This is a genomic window from Deltaproteobacteria bacterium (assembly GCA_016223005.1).
In the GTDB taxonomy this organism is placed as follows: domain Bacteria; phylum Desulfobacterota; class GWC2-55-46; order UBA9637; family GWC2-42-11; genus JACRPW01.
Genome location: JACRPW010000078.1, coordinates 15215 through 33134 on the forward strand (window position 1 = coordinate 15215; position 17920 = coordinate 33134).

Here is a 17920-nt window from a genome sequence, read left to right on the forward strand (position 1 = left end):
ATAAAAGTTTTTGTGAAATATTAGAAAAGGTTTGTAAGAAACTTGCCGATATGATTGTCATAGACGGCGAGGGTGCTACAAAATTCTTGGAGTTTAAAGTCACAGGCACAAAAAATAATGAAGCTGCAAAAAGGATTGCAGATGTTGTTGCAAATTCCCTTTTGGTCAAGACTGCATTTTTTGGAGAAGATGCAAACTGGGGCAGGATTATGGCAGCAATAGGCAGGGCAGGTGTGGATGTAAAAGAGGAAAATATAAACATCTATTTTAATGAGGTTCCTGTTGTGTTGAACGGGCAAAAGGCGAAAGGCAAAGGGCTAAAGGCAAAAGATATAGAAAAAAAGGCGACAAAGGCAGTCAAACAGAAACACATCTGTATAAGGATTGGACTTGGTTTGGGTAAGGGCAGCAGCACAGTTTGGGCAAGCGATTTGTCTTATGAGTATGTAAAAATTAATGCATCATACAGGACATAATTATACAGAACGTTATAACTATTTTCCCTCATATTCACACCCTTGATTTGGACATTTTATTATCTTTCCTGAATTAGACCCTTTTTCTATCAGGATGCCAAAACCGCACTCGGGGCATTTTTCATTTATCGGTTTATCCCACAGGGCGTATCTGCATTTTGGGTAATTGGAGCAGCTGTAGAAGAGTCTACTTTTCTTTGATTGTCTTTCAACCATTTCACCACCGCACCCTTCAACAGGACACTTAACACCAATAGATAACGGTTTTGCAGTCTTGCATGACGGATAATCTGAACAGGCAAGAAATCTGCCAAACCTCCCTGTTTTTATAAGCATCGGCTTTCCGCAATTTGGACATCTCTCGTCTGTCTCCTCACGCAGGGGTTCAACTGCCATTACTTTGCCATTTTCATCAATCTTAAACTCTTTGGTATTTTTGCATTCAGGGTAGCCTGAACATGCAAGAAATTCACCGTTTCTGCCCCATTTGACCATCATGGTTTTGCCGCACTTGTCGCAATTTATGTCTGTGGGGACTTCATGTCTTTTAACATCTTTCATCTCAACCTTTGCCTTTTCCATGCTCTTTTTAAAAGGTGTATAAAATTCATTCATCGCGTCCAGCCATTTAAGTTTCCCATCTTCTATATTATCAAGATCCTCTTCCATGTGTGCCGTAAATTCTACATTCAATATATCGGGAAAACTCTTAACCAGAAGGTCTGTAACAACAAACCCAAGTTCACTTGGGATAAACTGATTTTTTTCCTTGACAACATATTTCCTGTCCTGAATAGTGGCAATGATAGCAGCATAGGTGGATGGTCTGCCTATACCGTTTTCCTCCAGTTCCTTAATCAGTGCTGCCTCTGTAAACCTTGGAGGAGGCTGTGTGAAATGCTGTTTTGACAGCAGCCCTAAAAGTTTCAGAATCTCCCCTTTTTTAAGTATCGGAAGTTCTGACTCAACCTCTTCATCTCCATCCCTTGCCTCTGTATAAACCAAAGTCCACCCTGAAAATTTAAGCACAGAGCCATTTGCCTGAAATATATATCTGCCGGATTCTATTAAAACAGCAGTCTGGTCAAAAACTGCCGGCATCATCTGGCTTGCTATAAACCTGTTCCATACAAGTTGATAAAGCAGAAAATGGTCTTTCATAAGGTATTTCTTCACAGAATCAGGTGTGTATTGAATATATGTAGGTCTTATTGCCTCATGCGCATCCTGTGCCCCTTTTTTACTAGGGTATGAGTTGGGTTTTGAAGGGAGATACCCTTTGCCGAATCTACTTAAAATATATTCCCTTGCACCCATGACAGCATCAGGAGATACCCTTGTGGAATCTGTCCTCATATAGGTTATAAGACCGACAGAACCTTCTGTGCCTAGTTCAACCCCCTCGTATAACTGCTGTGCAATCATCATGGTCTTTCTTGCTGTAAATCCAAGTTTCCTTGCAGCATCCTGCTGAAGTTTGCTTGTTATGAACGGAGGCATGGGATTTCTCTTACGTTCTTTTTTTTCAATATCCCTTACTGCAAAATCTTTCCCTTCAATATCTTTTAATATTTTGTTTGCATCATCTCCATTTTTTATCTCTAGTTTCTCGTCATCTTTCTTTACTAATTTTGCCTTAAAACCTGACCCTTGCCCGTCTGTCTTTTCAAGTTCTGCTGTTATACTCCAGTATTCCTCTGGCACAAATGCCCTTATCTCTCTTTCCCTTTCTACAATCAGCCTTACTGCAACAGATTGAACACGTCCGGCAGATAAACCCCTTCTTACCTTTTCCCATAAGATAGGACTCACCTGATACCCAACAAGTCTGTCAAGTATTCTCCTTGCCTGCTGCGATTCAAATTTGTTCTTATCAAGTTTTCCCGGTTTTGTTATTGCCTCTAAAACCCCTTTTTCTGTTATCTCGTTAAACAAGACCCTGTATATATCCTTCCCATGTCCATTAAGTTCTTCTGCAATATGCCATGCAATCGCCTCGCCTTCTCTATCAGGGTCAGGGGCAAGATAAATTTTGTCTATAGATTTAGCAGCCTTTTTAAGTTCTGATATAATTTTGCCCTTGCCTTTTATTGTTTCATAATAAGGGGTGAAATTATTTTCCACATCAACGCCTAGTTTATTTTTTGGAAGGTCTTTTATATGTCCTATAGACGCCTTGACAATAAAGTCCTTTCCAAGAAATTTATTTATTGTGTTTGCCTTTGCAGGCGATTCTACTATCACCAGTGATTTTGGCATATTCTTAAAACCCTTTCTTTTTATTTCCTTGCGGAACGAGGCACCCCTGATTGTAGTGCCTTTTTCTTATATTTCTCTAACTCTTTTTTCAGTTTTTCCAGTTTCTTTTCATTTAAAGGAATTTGTTTTGTATACTCATTATATACATCTATATCTTCCTTGCTGTATATCTGACCAATCCTTCTCCCTTTCTGGAAAATCTCAATATATCTTCTCTGGTCTGCAATTATCTTTTCTATTTCCGAAATATCCTTTTTTTTCTCCTCAAACTGCGTCTTCCACCATTCAAGCGGATAATCACCAATAAGTTCACCCTTTGCAGGTGAAGAGTCCTCACTAGCCTTTTCTTTAAGGGAAGGTGCTGTTACTACTGATTTTTGCTTATGAACCTTTACCCTGTTTTTATATACAGGCGGAACCTTCGTAATATCATCACTAAAATTTGCAACACCCTTATCATCCACCCATTCGTAGATGTCAGCATGGGATGGAGAAAAATTAAAAATCAAAGATAAAAAATAAAAATTACAGATTAAAATTAAAACTTTTTTCACATGAAAATCTCCGCTTTGTCATGCCTCTTGTCTGAATTCTATTGGCAGATATACTGAAAAAGTGCTTCCCTTGCCCAATTCACTTTTTACCTCAATCCTTCCACCGTGGCCTTCTGCTATATCTTTACAGATACTCAAACCTAATCCTGTACCGCCTTCTGCCCTCGCCCTGTCAACCCTGTAGAAACGGTCAAATATATAGGGCATGTCTTCATCAGGTATGCCGACCCCTGTATCCGTAATCTTTATTAAAGCACCATCTACGCACCTTTCAAGCGAGATTAACACACTGCCATTTTTATTTGTATATTTAACTGCATTTTCCATGAGATTTAGAGCCAGCTGCCTTAATTTAAGGCAGTCACCTTTTACAACAATCTCTTCATTTTTTTCAAGTCTTATATTGATGCCTTTGAGTTCTGCAAGGTGTTTTACCTGCCTGAATTTTTCATCTATTATATCATTCAATCTCACATCAGCAAATTCTGATTTTGTCTTCATATCCGTCTTTGCCAGCATTAGGAGGCTGCTGACAATACCGGACATCCTGTTAATCTCCTCAAGATTGCTTTTAAGCAGGTCTTTCATGCCATCTAAACTATTGCAGGTGCGGAGGGCAATCTCTGTCTCCCCCTTTAGTATGGTAAGCGGGGTTCTGAGTTCATGAGATGCATCAGATGTAAACTGTTTAATCCTTTTAAATGAGGTCTCAAGCCTTTCTATCATATTATTGAATGTTTCAGCAAGTCTATCTATCTCATCCCCTGTTCCCAGTGTGGCAATCCTTTCATTCAGGTTCTGTTCACCAATCCTTCTTGCTGTCTCTGTTATTTCATCAACAGGGGAAAGCGCCTTCTTTGCCAGAATAAATCCAACCCCTGTTGCCAGCACCAGTACAGAAGGAATATATAGATAGAACAAAAAAATTATAGTATTAAGTGCAGAATATATAGATTCCATTGGTGTTCCAACCTGTATAATGTATTTGATACGGCCGCCATCCTTTACAGGATAGGTTGCTATCCTCATAGGCTTACCAGAAGTCAAGTCAACTGTCTCATAAACAACCTTGTCCTGACCTGCACCGCTCATGGCTTTACCTGATAAAGGGATGCGCTGCCCTGACAGCGCCAAAGACCTTGACCTGACACTGCCAAATTCATCTGTAATCTGAATATAATTCCCTGCTGTTTTAATACCAAAAAACCTTTCCATAAGAATATCAAAGTTTTCAGGCAAAATCAGAGCAGTCTCTGGCCTGACAACTGTCCTTGCCAGTGTTTCAGCAAGAAACAGGAGTTTTGTGTCAGCGGCTGCTATCATGGACTGTCTGGCAATTATATACAAAAAAATCCCGGATATTATCAGACTAAGTCCAAGGAGGCTTGTATACCAGAGGGTAAGTTTGGTTCGGATGGTAAGAATCATAGGTTATAGGCTATGGGCTATGGGCTATAAATACGGGCAATGGGCTATGGGTTTTTCCTATTGCCTATCGCCTATAGCCCATAGCCTGTATTTTTGCCTCTCGCCTATTCTTTCAGCACATACCCCATACCCCTTATAGTATGGATGAGTTTTTTTGTAAAACCCTTATCTATCTTGCTTCTTAAATGGTTTACATAAACATCAACAACATTTGTCTGGCTGTCAAAGTCGTACTCCCATACATGCTCTATTATCATAGTCCTTGTAATTACCCTGTTTGGATTTCTTAGCATATACTCAAGCAAACCGTATTCCTTCGCAGTCAGTTCTATCTCCTTCTTATCTCTGTATGCCTTTCTCGTTGCGCGGTCAAGCCGTAAATCAGAAAATTCCAGAGAGGACAGCCCCATTCCCTTTCTCCTTAAAAGCGCCCTTATCCTTGCAAGGAACTCATCATAGGAAAATGGTTTTACAAGGTAATCATCTGCACCGATGTCAAGCCCCTTCACCTTATTTTCAACAATATCAATGGCTGTCAAAAGTAATACAGGTGCGGTATTTTTATTTCCCCTTATTGTCTTGAGAACCTCCATGCCCCCCTTTTTCGGAAGGAGTAAGTCAAGGACTATTGCATCATAATCATTTACAGTGGCAAGGTATTCTCCCTCTATACCATCATAGGCAACATCAACAGCGTACCCCTCCTCTCCGAGTCCTGCCCTTATAAAATTAGCAACCTTTTTTTCATCTTCAATAACAAGGATACGCATTTGTTTAATTCCTTTACTTTCTAACTGCTTTTTTTATTGCCTTCTTATTTGTATTTCTCGTTCTGTAATATCGGCTCTTTTCCTCTTTGACAATTTCTTGAGATTTGGTCAATTGAGATTCTTCTTGTGCCACATATTTAGTTGGACTAAATAAATTAGGCTGAACTGTATTTTGTTTGTATAATTTACTATTTTTCCCGTGTTTGCCGGTAAACTCTCCTCTTTCCTTTCTTTCTTTAAAAGTCTTTTCTACAATATGCTTTGCCATTTCTTTATTTGCTAACCTTATTTCTGCCTTATAATTTTTTATTCTATTATCAGCAAACTTAATATATTCATCTGACATTTCTATACCTATAAAATCATGCCCTAATATTTTCGCTGCCGCTAATGTTGTGCCGCTTCCGCAATAAGGGTCAATTATTACCCCTTTTCTCTCGTCCATAATTGAATAAATCGCTCTAATTGGCAGTGCAAGTGGAAAAGGGGCAGGATGAGGAACTTTCCGTTCTGGTGAAAATCGCCAGATTGAACTTAATAAAGCATGTTTTGGTTTTAATTCTTCACCAATAAGTTTTACTCCATTGGGTTTATAGAGCCAATATATCCTTTCCTCCACCTGCCAAAATCTCCAGCCTCGTATATTAGCAGCAATCATCCTATCCCAGATTACTTCTTGCTTAACTGTCCATTTGGTTCTTCTTAACCAATCCATCGGATGAAACATTTCTCCTCTTTCCCATCTGAGTTTATGGTTATAGAAAAATGAACCGCCCGGATTGGTAACTCTAAAAAGTTCATTTAAAACTTCTATTTGAGTTTTTTGATATAAATCTTCAGGTAACTTATCTGTTGCACCGGAATATTTTACATTTGCAACTAACCACCCCTTTTTGTCTTCACCTTTATTATACGGCGGTGATGTCACACCCATATCAACAGTTTCGTCAGGTAAAGTTCTTAAAACAGTCAAGGCATCGCCGTGAAGTATTTTATTTAAATAGTTATCCGATTTCACTTTGCTTTTCCATCTAAAAACCTGTAAAAACCTTTAGATATATAGGCGGCATATTTTACCAATTCATCTGTATTTAAAAGGTAAACAATTTTGAGATTTTGACTTTCAACAAAATCCTTGTAATCAAAATCTGCGCTTCTTAAAAATTGCCCCTTTGTGCTTTCACTTCCTTTTAATTTCTTCTGCCATTTTTGTATTTTTATTTCCAAATTCTTTATAAAATCTGGAGAGGTAAAAGGAAACTCAATGATATAAATAAGTTTCCCATCTACAAAGCCGCTTACCAGCATATTCAACCCTTTTTCTCGTTTATCTTTTTCTAATCTTGCGGGTGTATAATCAGTAAAATTTCCTCCGCCGTTTAATTTTGACGGACTTGTTTTTCTTTCGCCTCTTTTATACTTCGCAAATTCCTCTGTGTCAAAGTTTTTGGGTTTGGCTTCACATTTTAGAGTTTTTCCAGAGATAAATGCGTCTTGCTTAAAACCATTATAACCTATCTTGCCTATCTTATGTTCATAGCCTGCCAAAGTAACTGTTATAAATTCTTTTTAATATTCCCCATTGCTGCCATGCCTATTGAATCAATATTAAACATCTTATTTGCAAGTTCCATAATATCTGCGGGTTTAATCTTTTCTACCTCTCTTATTATCTCTTTTACAGGGACGACCCTCTTAAAATACATCTCATCCTTTGCAAGTTTACTCATCCTGTTTTCGGTTGACTCAAGCCCAAGGAGCATCCCGCCTTTTAACTGCTCCTTTGCAACACTTAGTTCATCCTTTGTTACAGGTTCACGGCTTATCCTTTTAAACTCTTCTAAAACGAGCCCAATTGTCTTACTTACATTATTTTCTGCAACACCTGTATAAACAACAAGTGAACCTGTATCAAGATAAAGATTCAGATACGAATAAACAGAATAGGCTAGTCCTCTTTTTTCCCTGATTTCCTGAAACAGTCTTGAACTCATGCCGCCGCCGAGGATTGTGTTCAATAGATATGCCTTGTATCTGGCAGGGTCTCTTTGCGAGGGCGAAGATGAACCAATACATATATGCACCTGCTCAAGTTTTTTTCTTTCCAAAACAACAGATGGCGATGGTTTTGGCAGTTTCGCATCTCTTGCAAATGAACCGTGTTTCATGCCTTTAAATGACTTTTTCAAAAGACCCACAAGTTTATCATGTTTCAGATTGCCTGCGGCTGTTATGATTGTTGTATGGGGCAGGTATGTATTTTTGAAATATTTAAGTATTGCATCCCTTTTCATTTTTTTGATTGTCCCTGAAGTGCCAAGCACAGGCCTGCCGATTGAATGTCCTTTCCAAAAAATGTCAGCAAACATATCGTGGATTAAATCATCCGGCGTATCCTCAACCATCTTGATTTCCTGAAGAACAACCTGCCTTTCCCTTTCAAGTTCTTTAGCATCAAATCTTGAGTTCAGGAATATATCTGATAAAAGGTCAACAGCAAGAGGCAAATCATCGCCCAAAACCTTTGCGTAAAAGCATGTGTATTCCCTGCCTGTAAAGGCATTCAGGACACCGCCGACAGATTCTATGTCTCTGGCAATATCCTTTGCAGACCTCTTTTCAGTGCCTTTAAACAAGAGATGCTCTATAAAATGAGATACACCGTTCCTGTCCTTTTCCTCATCCCTGGAGCCTATATTTACCCATATGCCAATGGACGCAGACTGAAAATCTTTAACCTCTTCAGTTATAACATGGATGCCGTTTTTTAGAGTTGTTTTCTGGATTTTTGACATGGAATGATTGCAATTACGAATTATGAATTACGAATTAGGAGTTTTGAATTCTTAATTTATAATTTTTAATTCGTAATTGTTTTTCCCAGCGCCTCTTTGCGGGATAGTCTTATCTTGCCCTGTTTGTCTACCTCAACAACCTTTACAAGAACCTCGTCGCCTTCATTTAAAATATCCCTGACATCTTTTACCCTTTCATCAGACAGTTGTGATATATGCACAAGCCCATCTGTCCCGGGGAATATCTCTACAAATGCACCAAAGTCCATGATTTTTTTAACTTTACCCAGATATATCCTGCCGACCTCAACCTCCTGCGTAAGTTCCTTGATAATATCAATTGCCTTCTTGACAGACTCTTCATCACTAGACGCGATATTTACCTTGCCTGAATCATCTATATCTATCTTTACACCTGTCTTTTCAACGATACCTTTTATATTCTTGCCCCCTGGACCTATTACATCCCGTATCTTATCCTGTTTGACATAAATGGTGACTATCCTGGGCGCGTGTGCAGAGAGTTCGGGTCTATGGGATGACATGGCGTCCTTCATCTTTCCAAGTATGTAAAGCCTCCCATCTTTTGCCTGATAGAGAGCCTCTCGCAGAATCTCCTTTGTTACACCTGTTATCTTTATATCCATCTGCACAGCAGTAACCCCATCCTCTGTCCCTGCTACCTTAAAGTCCATGTCGCCAAGATGGTCTTCATCACCAAGTATATCTGACAGTATTGCCACGCATTCACCTTCCTTTACGAGTCCCATTGCTATGCCGGCAACTGCTGATTTAACAGGCACGCCTGCGTCCATAAGTGATAATGATGCGCCGCATACAGAAGCCATAGAGGATGAACCATTTGATTCTAATATCTCTGAAACAAGTCTTATAGTATAGGGAAATACCTCGCCTGACGGGACAACCTTTGCTATTGCCCTTTCTGCCAGCGAACCATGACCTATTTCTCTTCTGCCAGGTCCTCTTAAGAACTTAACTTCACCGGTGCAAAAAGGAGGGAAATTATAGTGAAGCATAAACCTCTTATGCTCCCAGCCTGAAAGGGCATCTACCTTCTGTTCATCTTCTGATGTGCCAAGTGTTGTTACCACCAGTGCCTGTGTTTCACCCCTTGTAAACATAGCAGAACCATGTGTGCGCGGCAGTAAGCCTACATCTATTGTAATTGGTCTTATATCCTTTAAACCCCTGCCATCAATACGCGATGACCTGTTTAGTATATTATGCCGCATTACACTGTATTTAATATCCTCAAATACCTTTTTTATCTCATCCTCTTTGTCTGCATATTCGGATTTCAGGTCTAAAACAAGTTCATTATAAATACTACTCAAAGACTGATACCTTTCCTGTTTAGTGAATATCTGTAATGCATTTTCTATCCTTGGTTTTGCAAACTCTGTAACCCTATTTGTAAGTTTTTCATCCGTCTTAAGAGGCGGAACTATCATCTTAACCTTACCCATCTCGTCCCTTATCTGTCTCTGAATATCTATTACAGGCTGAACCGCATTATGGGCAAAGGTTAAGGCATCAAGTATATCGTCTTCAGAAACTATCTTTGCACCGCCTTCTACCATAATAACAGCATCTGAACTGCCTGCAACGACTAAATCTATATCACTTTCCTTCTGCTGTGCTATAGTTGGATTACAGATGAGTTTGCCGTCAATCCTCCCGACCCTAACCCCGGCAATAGGCCCGTTAAAAGGTATATCAGAAATTGTTAGTGCTGCAGACGCACCTGCCAGTGCTGCTATCTCAGGGTCGTTTTCATGGTCAACAGAAAGCACCGTCGCTATGATTTGTGTCTCGTTATAATAGCCGTCTGGGAACAGGGGTCTGAGCGGCCTGTCAATAAGCCGTGATGTAAGGACCTCTTTTTCAGATGGCCTCCCTTCCCTTTTAAAAAAACCACCCGGTATCTTTCCCGCAGCATAGGTCATCTCCATATAATTTACAGTCAGCGGAAGAAAATCTGTGTCAGCAGCAGATTCATTTGCAGCAACCGCAGTTACAAGGACAACGGTATCACCGTATCTGACTATAACACTGCCATTTGATTGTTTTGCCACCTTCCCAGTTTCTATTAACAGTTTCCTTCCGCCAAACTCTACTTCATATTGTCTTGTCATTATTTATTCCTCTTTTTCAGTCTTTTGCGATTATTTTTATTTTCTGATGCCAAGTTTTTCTATAACTACCTTGTATCTGCCATTATCCTTTTTCTTAAGATAATCCAGAAGCCTTCTTCTCTGGCCAACAAGTTTCAACAGTCCTCTCCTTGAATGGTGGTCAGAGGTGTGAACCTTAAAATGCTCGGTGAGATAACCAATCCTGCCGCTTAAGAGTGCTATCTGAACCTCTGGAGAGCCGGTATCCCTTTCATGCACTTTGTACTGACCAATAATTTCATACTTTCTATCTTGTGTTAACATGTTTTCACCTCCTTTCCTTAAATGCCCTTATAAGTTTTAATCTGTTATGAGTAAACTGTCCTATTGCAACAATCTTATCACTAAACATGAATTTAATCACATCATCTTGGGCAAATGAATTACAATCAACCTCTGGGAGAAGATTGACGGCTGGTCTTTAAACATATCTTCTATTGTTATAACCTTATCTGCAAGGGTATCAGATGATATGCTGTCTAAAGATAAACTATCCTCTACTGCAAACCCGCCGCTTCTTACGCGATGCAAGGATGAAAGATATGCACCACACCCCAGTTTTTCACCAATATCATGACATAAAGACCTGATATATGTCCCTTTTGAGCATACAACCCGAAATCTTATATAAGGGATGGAGGATTCAATAATATCCATCTCATAGATATTTACAGCCCTTGGTTCCCGTAATACCTCTATCCCCTTTCTTGCAAGTTTGTAAAGAGGGACACCGCCTTTCTTGATGGCAGAATACATCGGCGGGGTCTGCATATATACACCTAGAAACCCCTTTAACACTGAAACAATATTTTCGCAGTCCATATCCGATACATCGCACTTACTGATTACCCTGCCGTCAATATCATATGTATCTGTTTCTTCCCCAACCTTCATCAAGGCAATATATTCCTTGACATCGTTTTCAAAAAATCGGGCAAGAGATGTTGCCTCATTTATACAGAGGGTAAGCACACCGGTTGCAAACGGGTCCAATGTCCCTGTATGCCCTACCTTTCTTGAGTTAGTTGCCTTTTTAACCCTTGTCACCACATCATGGGATGTAATGCCTTTTGGCTTATTGATAACTAAAAAACCATCCATCTCTATGCCCCCTACTTCCCACCTCCAATTTTTTCTATTGTTGCAGATAAAATCTTTTCTTTTACCTCCTCAAGTGTTCCCTGAAGATTACATCCTGCAGCATTTTTATGCCCACCGCCTCCAAACATACTTCCTATCTCTGCAACATCTATATTGCCTCTTGAACGAAAACTCATCTTGTATTCACCCGACTTTGATTCCCTGAATAATATACCCACCTCAACACCATCTATAGCCCTCGCAAAGTTTACAAAACCTTCTGTAAGTTCCTTATCAGCATCTGCCCTTTTCAGCATATCCTGCGTAACTACAAGGACAGCAATCTTTCCGTGTTCAGACACCTCCAATGTATCTAAAACCATACCCAGCAGTTTAAACCTTTTTGCAGGATAACTCTCATATATCCTCTGGGATATATCCCATGGGTCAACCCCTGCTTTAATCATCTCTGCAGCAACTACAAGGGCATGCGGTGTAGTGGATGAATATCTGAACGAACCTGTATCGGTTAACACGGATGTATAGATATTTACAGCAATATCTTTTGTTATTTTGACATCCATTGCATTAAGGAGGTCATAGACTATTTCACCTGTACTGGATGCCTCTGGTATCACAAAATTAATATCGCCAAACAGGTTATTTGTTATATGGTGGTCAATATTTATAATCTTCCCTTTATTTTTAATGGTTTCAAAATTATCGCCTAGCCTGTCTAATTGTCCGCAATCAACCACAATCGCTGCATCAAATATCTCGTCATCGCCTACTTTATGTACAACATCCATTGCACCGTCCAGAAATTTGAACGTATGAGGGACATTGTCATGAAAAAAGACCTTTGAATACTTCCCTAATTTTTTCAACCCAAGTGCCATTGCCAGTGCAGAACCAACTGCATCACCTTCAGGATTAATATGGGAGGCAACTAGGAATCTCTCCCCTTTGTTTATCTCATCAATGACTTTATTAAAATAGTTGTCCATAGGTTTCGGGTTTCAGGTTCTAGGTTCTACTAACACCTGACACCTATTACCTATCACCTGTCTTTAACCCTTCCAATATCTCGTTTATATGACCTGCATACGCAAGTGAGTCATCATATCTGAACATTATCTCAGGTATATGCTTCAAATCCAATCTTTTTGCAAGCCCCCTTTTTATATAACCGCTTGCCTTTTGCAGACCCAATAGGGATGTCTCTCGTTCTTCATCTGTCCCAAGCGCACTAAAAAAAACCTTCGCATGACGCAAATCATCTGATAACACCACCTTTGTAATTGTTATAAAACCTATCCTCGGGTCATTAACTTCACCCATCACAAGCATAGTGGATATCTTTTCTTTTATAAGGTCTGCTATCCTGTCTGAACGTTTGTAAGTCATATAAATGCAGGCTATAGGCAATGGGCTATTGGTTTTTATCCTATTGCCGCTATAGCCTATAGCCCATAGCCTGTCTTTAGTAATTTATTATCTCAATCCTGTGGTCTATTATCTCTGCAAGGTGAAGACTATCTATAAAGTCTATGGTCTTATCAAGACTGGAATTTATATGGCATGCATCATTTCCAACCACACAAAAACCTATCTGCGACCTCTGCCAGACATCATTATCACCTACCTCGGCAATAGAAACATTGAATCTATTTTTTGTCTTTTCAATAATACCTTTTAAAATCTTTCTTTTGTCCTTAAGGGATTTGGTATTATGCATTAATAAATCTATTTGACAGATACCGATTACCATAAAAACAGTTGAGGAGTTGAAGAGTAAAAGCAAAAACTCCTTAACTCCTCAACTCCTTAACTCATAATTTTCTTGCCACCTCTTCCATTACATAAGCCTCAATTATATCTCCAGCCTTTATATCATTATAGTTTTCTATACCCATACCGCATTCATATCCTGAAACAACCTCTTTGACATCATCTTTAAATCTTTTCAGAGAGGAAAGTTTACCGTTATATATTACTACATTATCCCTTATAAGTCTTACATTAGCCCCCCTTAAAATCTTGCCGTCTGTCACATAACACCCTGCGATATTACCAACCCTTGTGATATGAAAGACATCTCTTATCGCTGCCCTGCCAAGTATCTTTTCCTTAAGTGTTGGCGCAAGCATACCCTCCATTGCCTTCTTGATATCATCTGTTACATCATAGATTATACTATAAAGCCTTATATCAACCCCTTCCTTTTCTGCAAGGGCTAAAACCTTTGGTTCAGGACGGATATTAAAACCTATTATTATTGCATTAGATGCGGAGGCAAGCATTACATCACCCTCATTAATGCCGCCGACAGCACTGTGCATAATCTTTATCTTCACTGCATCTGATGGGAGTTTTTTAAGGGACTCTGCTACAGCCTCAACAGAGCCGTGGACATCACCCTTTATAATTAGACCAAGTTCTTTTATTTCACCAATCTTTATCTTGTCATATAGTTCATCAAGGCTTATCCTGCTTGTCTTTTTTAGTTCTGACTCTCTTGCCTTGCTCTGTCTGATGCCTGCTATCTGCTTGGCAGTTGCCTCATCCCTTACAACTACAAAAAGATCTCCTGCGTCAGGCACACTTGATGCACCCAGCACTTCTACCGGCATTGAAGCGCCAGCATTGTCAACCCTTTTCCCCCAATCGTTTATCATTGCCCTTATCCTTCCCCAATGTGTGCCCATGATAAATGCATCTCCTCCCTTCAATGTCCCTTCCTGAATAAGGACTGTTGCAACCGGACCCCTGCCCTTGTCAAGTTTTGCCTCAACCACAATACCTCGCGCAGATTTTTTTGGATCAGATTTTAGTTCCAGAACATCAGCCTGCAAAAGTATTAGTTCAAGCAGTTCTTTTATCCCTGTATTTTTTTTTGCAGAGACCTCACAGAAGATTGTTGTGCCGCCCCAGTCTTCAGGGACAAGACCATATTCTGTAAGTGCCTGTTTTACCCTTTGCGGATTTGCAGCAGGCAGGTCTATCTTATTTATTGCAACAATTATCGGGACATTTGCTGCCTTGGCATGGTTTACAGCCTCTATCGTCTGAGGCATCACTCCATCATCAGCAGCAACAACTAGAATCACTATATCCGTAGCCTTTGTCCCCCTTGCCCTCATTGAGGTAAATGCCTCATGTCCTGGTGTGTCAAGGAAAGTTACATCACCTTTATCAAGATGGACATGATATGCACCTATATGCTGTGTTATACCGCCAGCCTCACCTGCAGCAACATTTGTTTTTCTGACAGCATCAAGAAGGGATGTCTTGCCATGGTCAACATGCCCCATTACTGTAACAACAGGGGGTCTTGTTTTGAGTTCTCCGCTGACATGAGAAGACACATCTCTTAAAAGGTCATCTTCCTGCAATGTTATGTTTTCAACCTCGCCCCCGAATTCGCTGGCAACAATAGCTGCTGTATCAACATCTATAAATTGGTTTATTGTTACCATTGTGCCCATATCAATAAGTTTTTTTATAATATCAACTGCCTTTATGCCGAGTTTCTGTGAGAGGTCTCCGATGCTGATGGCATCCGCAATCTTGATTACCCGCGTAGAAGGTTTAAGGACAGAGGTCTCTGTAGTTTTGACCGTCTTTTGTATAACAGGCACAGGAATCTTTGTTATCCTGTCCCTTAATTCAAATTTCCTTTCCCTTCTGCCCGGTGCCCCAGTTCTTTTCTTTACAAACTTTTCAGCAGGGGTAATTTTTATTTCTTTTATCTCTCTCTTCTTGCCTGCCTCTTCCAACGGCAATATATCCGCTTCAAGAGGCTTGATGGGTTCTGGTTCTTTAGTCAACTCTACCGCATGCCTGCCGCTCTTTTTGAATACATGTTTTATCCCTTCTTTCCTCTCAGCAGGTATTGCCTTCAAAGGTTTCTTTGCAGCCGCAGGTTGTTTTTTTTCCCCCTTAATCTCTGTCAGGACAGGTTCTTTTTCTTCAATAGTAACTGGAACAGGGGGCATAACAACCTGCGGCACCTCTTGAACAGGTGCTACCGCTCGTCTCCTGATAACAGTAGGTTTGACCCTTTTTTCCTCTACCTGCCTTGATGTCACTTCTTTTTCCTTCCCTTTATCAGACATGTTTTCCTTTAACAGACATTGTTATTCCACTTTAGCATACCTTTTTGCGGCATCAATAATCTTTTCTGCCTTTTTACCACCTATCCCCTCTATAGACGAGAGTGCCTCTGCAGATGAGTTTAGTATGTCGCCCACTGTAATAAAACCAGCATTCTTGAGCAAGTCTCTCGTCTTTTTCCCCACACCATCTATAGCCTCAACACCTGCTTCTTTATCAGAAAGAGATCCTTCCACAACCTCTTCTGTTTTATCACCTATATTCTCTGTAATTTCCCTTGCAAATATATCCTCTATCTCTTCTTTATGGATTTTTTTAGCCTCTGATTCACTGCGGATATCAAGTTTCCAGCCTGTAAGTTTAGCAGCCAGACGGACATTTTGCCCCCTCTTGCCTATTGCCAGGGAGAGTTGGTCATCAGCAACAACAACTTCTATAGAATGACCATCCTCGTCCAGTAAAACCTTCAGAACCGAAGCAGGGGAAAGGGCACTGCAGACAAACTTTACATAGTCTTTTGACCATGGAATTATATCTATCTTCTCGCCGCGAAGTTCCTGTACAACTGTCTGCACCCTTGAACCTTTTATACCAACACATGCACCAACCGGGTCAACATCACTGTCCTTTGAATATACGGCAATCTTTGTTCTGTCGCCTGGCTCCCTTGCTACAACCTTAATCTCTATAATACCTTCATATATCTCTGGCACCTCATCCTTAAAAAGTCTTGCCACAAAATCAGGGGTTGCTCTGGAGAGCATGATGGATGGGCCTCTGGTATTCCTCTTTACACCAATAATCATTGCCCTTATCCTGTCTCCCTGACGATACCCTTCACCTCTCACCTGTTCATCCTTTTCAAGAACTGCCTCTGCCCTGCCAAGGTCAACAAGCATATCACCGCGTTCAAATCTTAATACAATCCCTGTAACAATATCCCCTACCCTGTTTATATATTCATTATACACAACATCTTTTTCTGCATCCCTTACCTTCTGGGTGATAATCTGTTTTGCTGTCTGTGCCGCAATCCTCCCAAGGTCGCTGATGTCAAGTTTTATACCAAGGCTGTCGCCAACAGTAGCCTCCGAGTCCAGTGTCAATGCCTCTTCAAGAGATATTTCAACATCATGGTCTGCAACACTCTCTGCAACTGTCTTGAATTGAAAGATTTCAATCTCCCCCAACTCTTCGCTGAAATGTGCCTCTATCTCTTTATGGCTGCCGTATCTCTTTCTTGCAGCTGTTAATAGCGCAGACTCTATAGCATCTACCAGAACTTTTTTTTCAAGCCCTTTGTCTTTGCCAATCTGTTCCAGAACATTATTTAAGTTTAAACCCATTAAAACCCTCCTCCAATGAGTTTTGGAGTTACGGAGTAAATACAAATACAGTTTAGGAGTAAAAGCAAAAACTCCTCAACTCCTAAACTCTAAAACTCCTCAACTCCTAAACTATCTCCAATCTTGCCTTTTGAATATTTGATACCGCTATTCTCCACACCCTGTTCTCGCTGTCCCTTGCAACCACATCGTTACCATCAACACCTTCAATTACTACACTAAATTTTCTTCTGCCGTCTATAGGCAATTTTGTCTTTATCCGTGCCTTTTTGTTTCTATATCTTATGAAATCATCAGATTTTGTAAGGGGTCTGTCCAGTCCGGGTGAGGACACTTCAAGAACATAACTGTTGTGTATAATGTCCTTAACATCCAGGACTGCACTTATTTCCCTGCTTGCCCTTTCACAATCATCCAATGTAACACCTTCTTCTTTATCTATAAAAATCCGTAAAATCCATCTGCCGCCTTCCATTATGTATTCAGCATCTACAAGTTCCAGATGATTATCAGCAAGAATCGGGGCAATAAGTTCTTTAACATTAGATATTATTTCTCCCATATAAATAAAAAAGCGGGCATAAAGCCCACTTATAATTAAAACCTACCACACTGAAACTATTTATTGCAAGGGAAAAAATAAGGGTTCAATTTCATTGGTGCTTTAGACATCAACACCCTTGATAGTGTATTTACAAAATCTACAATAGTAGAAATTTTGTTGGTGCTTTAGACCAAAATGCAGAAGACGCAACAGAATGTATCTACAATAGTAGAAATTTTGTTGGTGCTTTAGACTAATCAAGGCTTACGGGGCGGGGGGAAATCTACAACAGTAGAAATTTTGCTGGTGCTTTAGACTTCATAATCAAAGCAAAACTCATTGGAATCTACAATAGTA

16 protein-coding genes and 1 pseudogene (1 of these 17 only partly in view) are annotated in these 17920 nt (G+C 40.0%); 1 reads left to right on the top strand and 16 read right to left on the bottom strand.

The genetic code is table 11. The features are described from left to right. Nucleotides 1–476 (top strand): annotated as a pseudogene (gene argJ, locus HZC45_08250) (bifunctional glutamate N-acetyltransferase/amino-acid acetyltransferase ArgJ); it begins 741 nt to the left of the window's first position. Between the two features lie 18 nt (nucleotides 477–494). Here the strand turns inward: argJ and topA are convergent. From topA to HZC45_08330, 16 genes are all read right to left on the bottom strand, one after another. Next, nucleotides 495–2735, bottom strand: coding sequence for a type I DNA topoisomerase (gene topA / locus HZC45_08255; GenBank protein ID MBI5683134.1), 2241 nt, complete (start codon nucleotides 2733–2735; stop codon nucleotides 495–497). Between the two features lie 20 nt (nucleotides 2736–2755). Continuing rightward, complete coding sequence (locus tag HZC45_08260; GenBank protein ID MBI5683135.1) at nucleotides 2756–3289, bottom strand: DUF4124 domain-containing protein; 534 nt, start codon at nucleotides 3287–3289, stop codon at nucleotides 2756–2758. An 18-nt stretch (nucleotides 3290–3307) separates the two neighbouring features. Next, a complete protein-coding gene (locus HZC45_08265; protein MBI5683136.1) occupies nucleotides 3308–4717 on the bottom strand; it encodes a HAMP domain-containing protein in 1410 nt (469 codons plus the stop codon). Nucleotides 4718–4821: 104 nt separating this feature from the next. Next, a complete protein-coding gene (locus HZC45_08270) occupies nucleotides 4822–5487 on the bottom strand; it encodes a response regulator transcription factor (protein ID MBI5683137.1) in 666 nt (221 codons plus the stop codon). 13 nt (nucleotides 5488–5500) lie between these two features. After that, nucleotides 5501–6421 (bottom strand): site-specific DNA-methyltransferase, encoded by a 921-nt coding sequence (locus tag HZC45_08275; GenBank protein MBI5683138.1) that lies wholly within the window; start codon nucleotides 6419–6421, stop codon nucleotides 5501–5503. 80 nt (nucleotides 6422–6501) lie between these two features. Continuing rightward, the gene (locus tag HZC45_08280; protein MBI5683139.1) at nucleotides 6502–7035 is read right to left on the bottom strand and encodes a hypothetical protein; all 534 of its coding nucleotides are present in this window, start codon (nucleotides 7033–7035) and stop codon (nucleotides 6502–6504) included. An 8-nt stretch (nucleotides 7036–7043) separates the two neighbouring features. Continuing rightward, a complete protein-coding gene (locus HZC45_08285; protein ID MBI5683140.1) occupies nucleotides 7044–8282 on the bottom strand; it encodes an insulinase family protein in 1239 nt (412 codons plus the stop codon). Between the two features lie 65 nt (nucleotides 8283–8347). After that, a complete protein-coding gene (pnp, locus tag HZC45_08290) occupies nucleotides 8348–10441 on the bottom strand; it encodes a polyribonucleotide nucleotidyltransferase (GenBank protein MBI5683141.1) in 2094 nt (697 codons plus the stop codon). Nucleotides 10442–10474: 33 nt separating this feature from the next. After that, nucleotides 10475–10741, bottom strand: coding sequence for a 30S ribosomal protein S15 (rpsO, locus tag HZC45_08295; protein ID MBI5683142.1), 267 nt, complete (start codon nucleotides 10739–10741; stop codon nucleotides 10475–10477). Between the two features lie 96 nt (nucleotides 10742–10837). Then, nucleotides 10838–11578 carry a tRNA pseudouridine(55) synthase TruB gene (gene truB / locus HZC45_08300; protein ID MBI5683143.1) on the bottom strand — a complete coding sequence of 247 codons (741 nt, stop codon included), beginning with the start codon at nucleotides 11576–11578 and terminating at the stop codon, nucleotides 10838–10840. Between the two features lie 11 nt (nucleotides 11579–11589). Then, nucleotides 11590–12564, bottom strand: a complete 975-nt coding sequence (locus HZC45_08305) for a bifunctional oligoribonuclease/PAP phosphatase NrnA (protein ID MBI5683144.1) — start codon at nucleotides 12562–12564, stop codon at nucleotides 11590–11592. Between the two features lie 46 nt (nucleotides 12565–12610). Next, nucleotides 12611–12964, bottom strand: coding sequence for a 30S ribosome-binding factor RbfA (rbfA, locus tag HZC45_08310; protein ID MBI5683145.1), 354 nt, complete (start codon nucleotides 12962–12964; stop codon nucleotides 12611–12613). A gap of 76 nt (nucleotides 12965–13040) precedes the next feature. After that, on the bottom strand, nucleotides 13041–13328 hold the full coding sequence (locus tag HZC45_08315) for a DUF503 domain-containing protein (protein ID MBI5683146.1): 288 nt from the start codon (nucleotides 13326–13328) through the stop codon (nucleotides 13041–13043). Nucleotides 13329–13389: 61 nt separating this feature from the next. Beyond that, nucleotides 13390–15675 (bottom strand): translation initiation factor IF-2, encoded by a 2286-nt coding sequence (gene infB / locus HZC45_08320; protein ID MBI5683147.1) that lies wholly within the window; start codon nucleotides 15673–15675, stop codon nucleotides 13390–13392. Nucleotides 15676–15696: 21 nt separating this feature from the next. After that, on the bottom strand, nucleotides 15697–17019 hold the full coding sequence (gene nusA / locus HZC45_08325) for a transcription termination/antitermination protein NusA (GenBank protein MBI5683148.1): 1323 nt from the start codon (nucleotides 17017–17019) through the stop codon (nucleotides 15697–15699). A gap of 106 nt (nucleotides 17020–17125) precedes the next feature. Beyond that, nucleotides 17126–17581 (bottom strand): ribosome maturation factor RimP, encoded by a 456-nt coding sequence (locus tag HZC45_08330; GenBank protein ID MBI5683149.1) that lies wholly within the window; start codon nucleotides 17579–17581, stop codon nucleotides 17126–17128. Nucleotides 17582–17920: the final 339 nt, after the last annotated feature.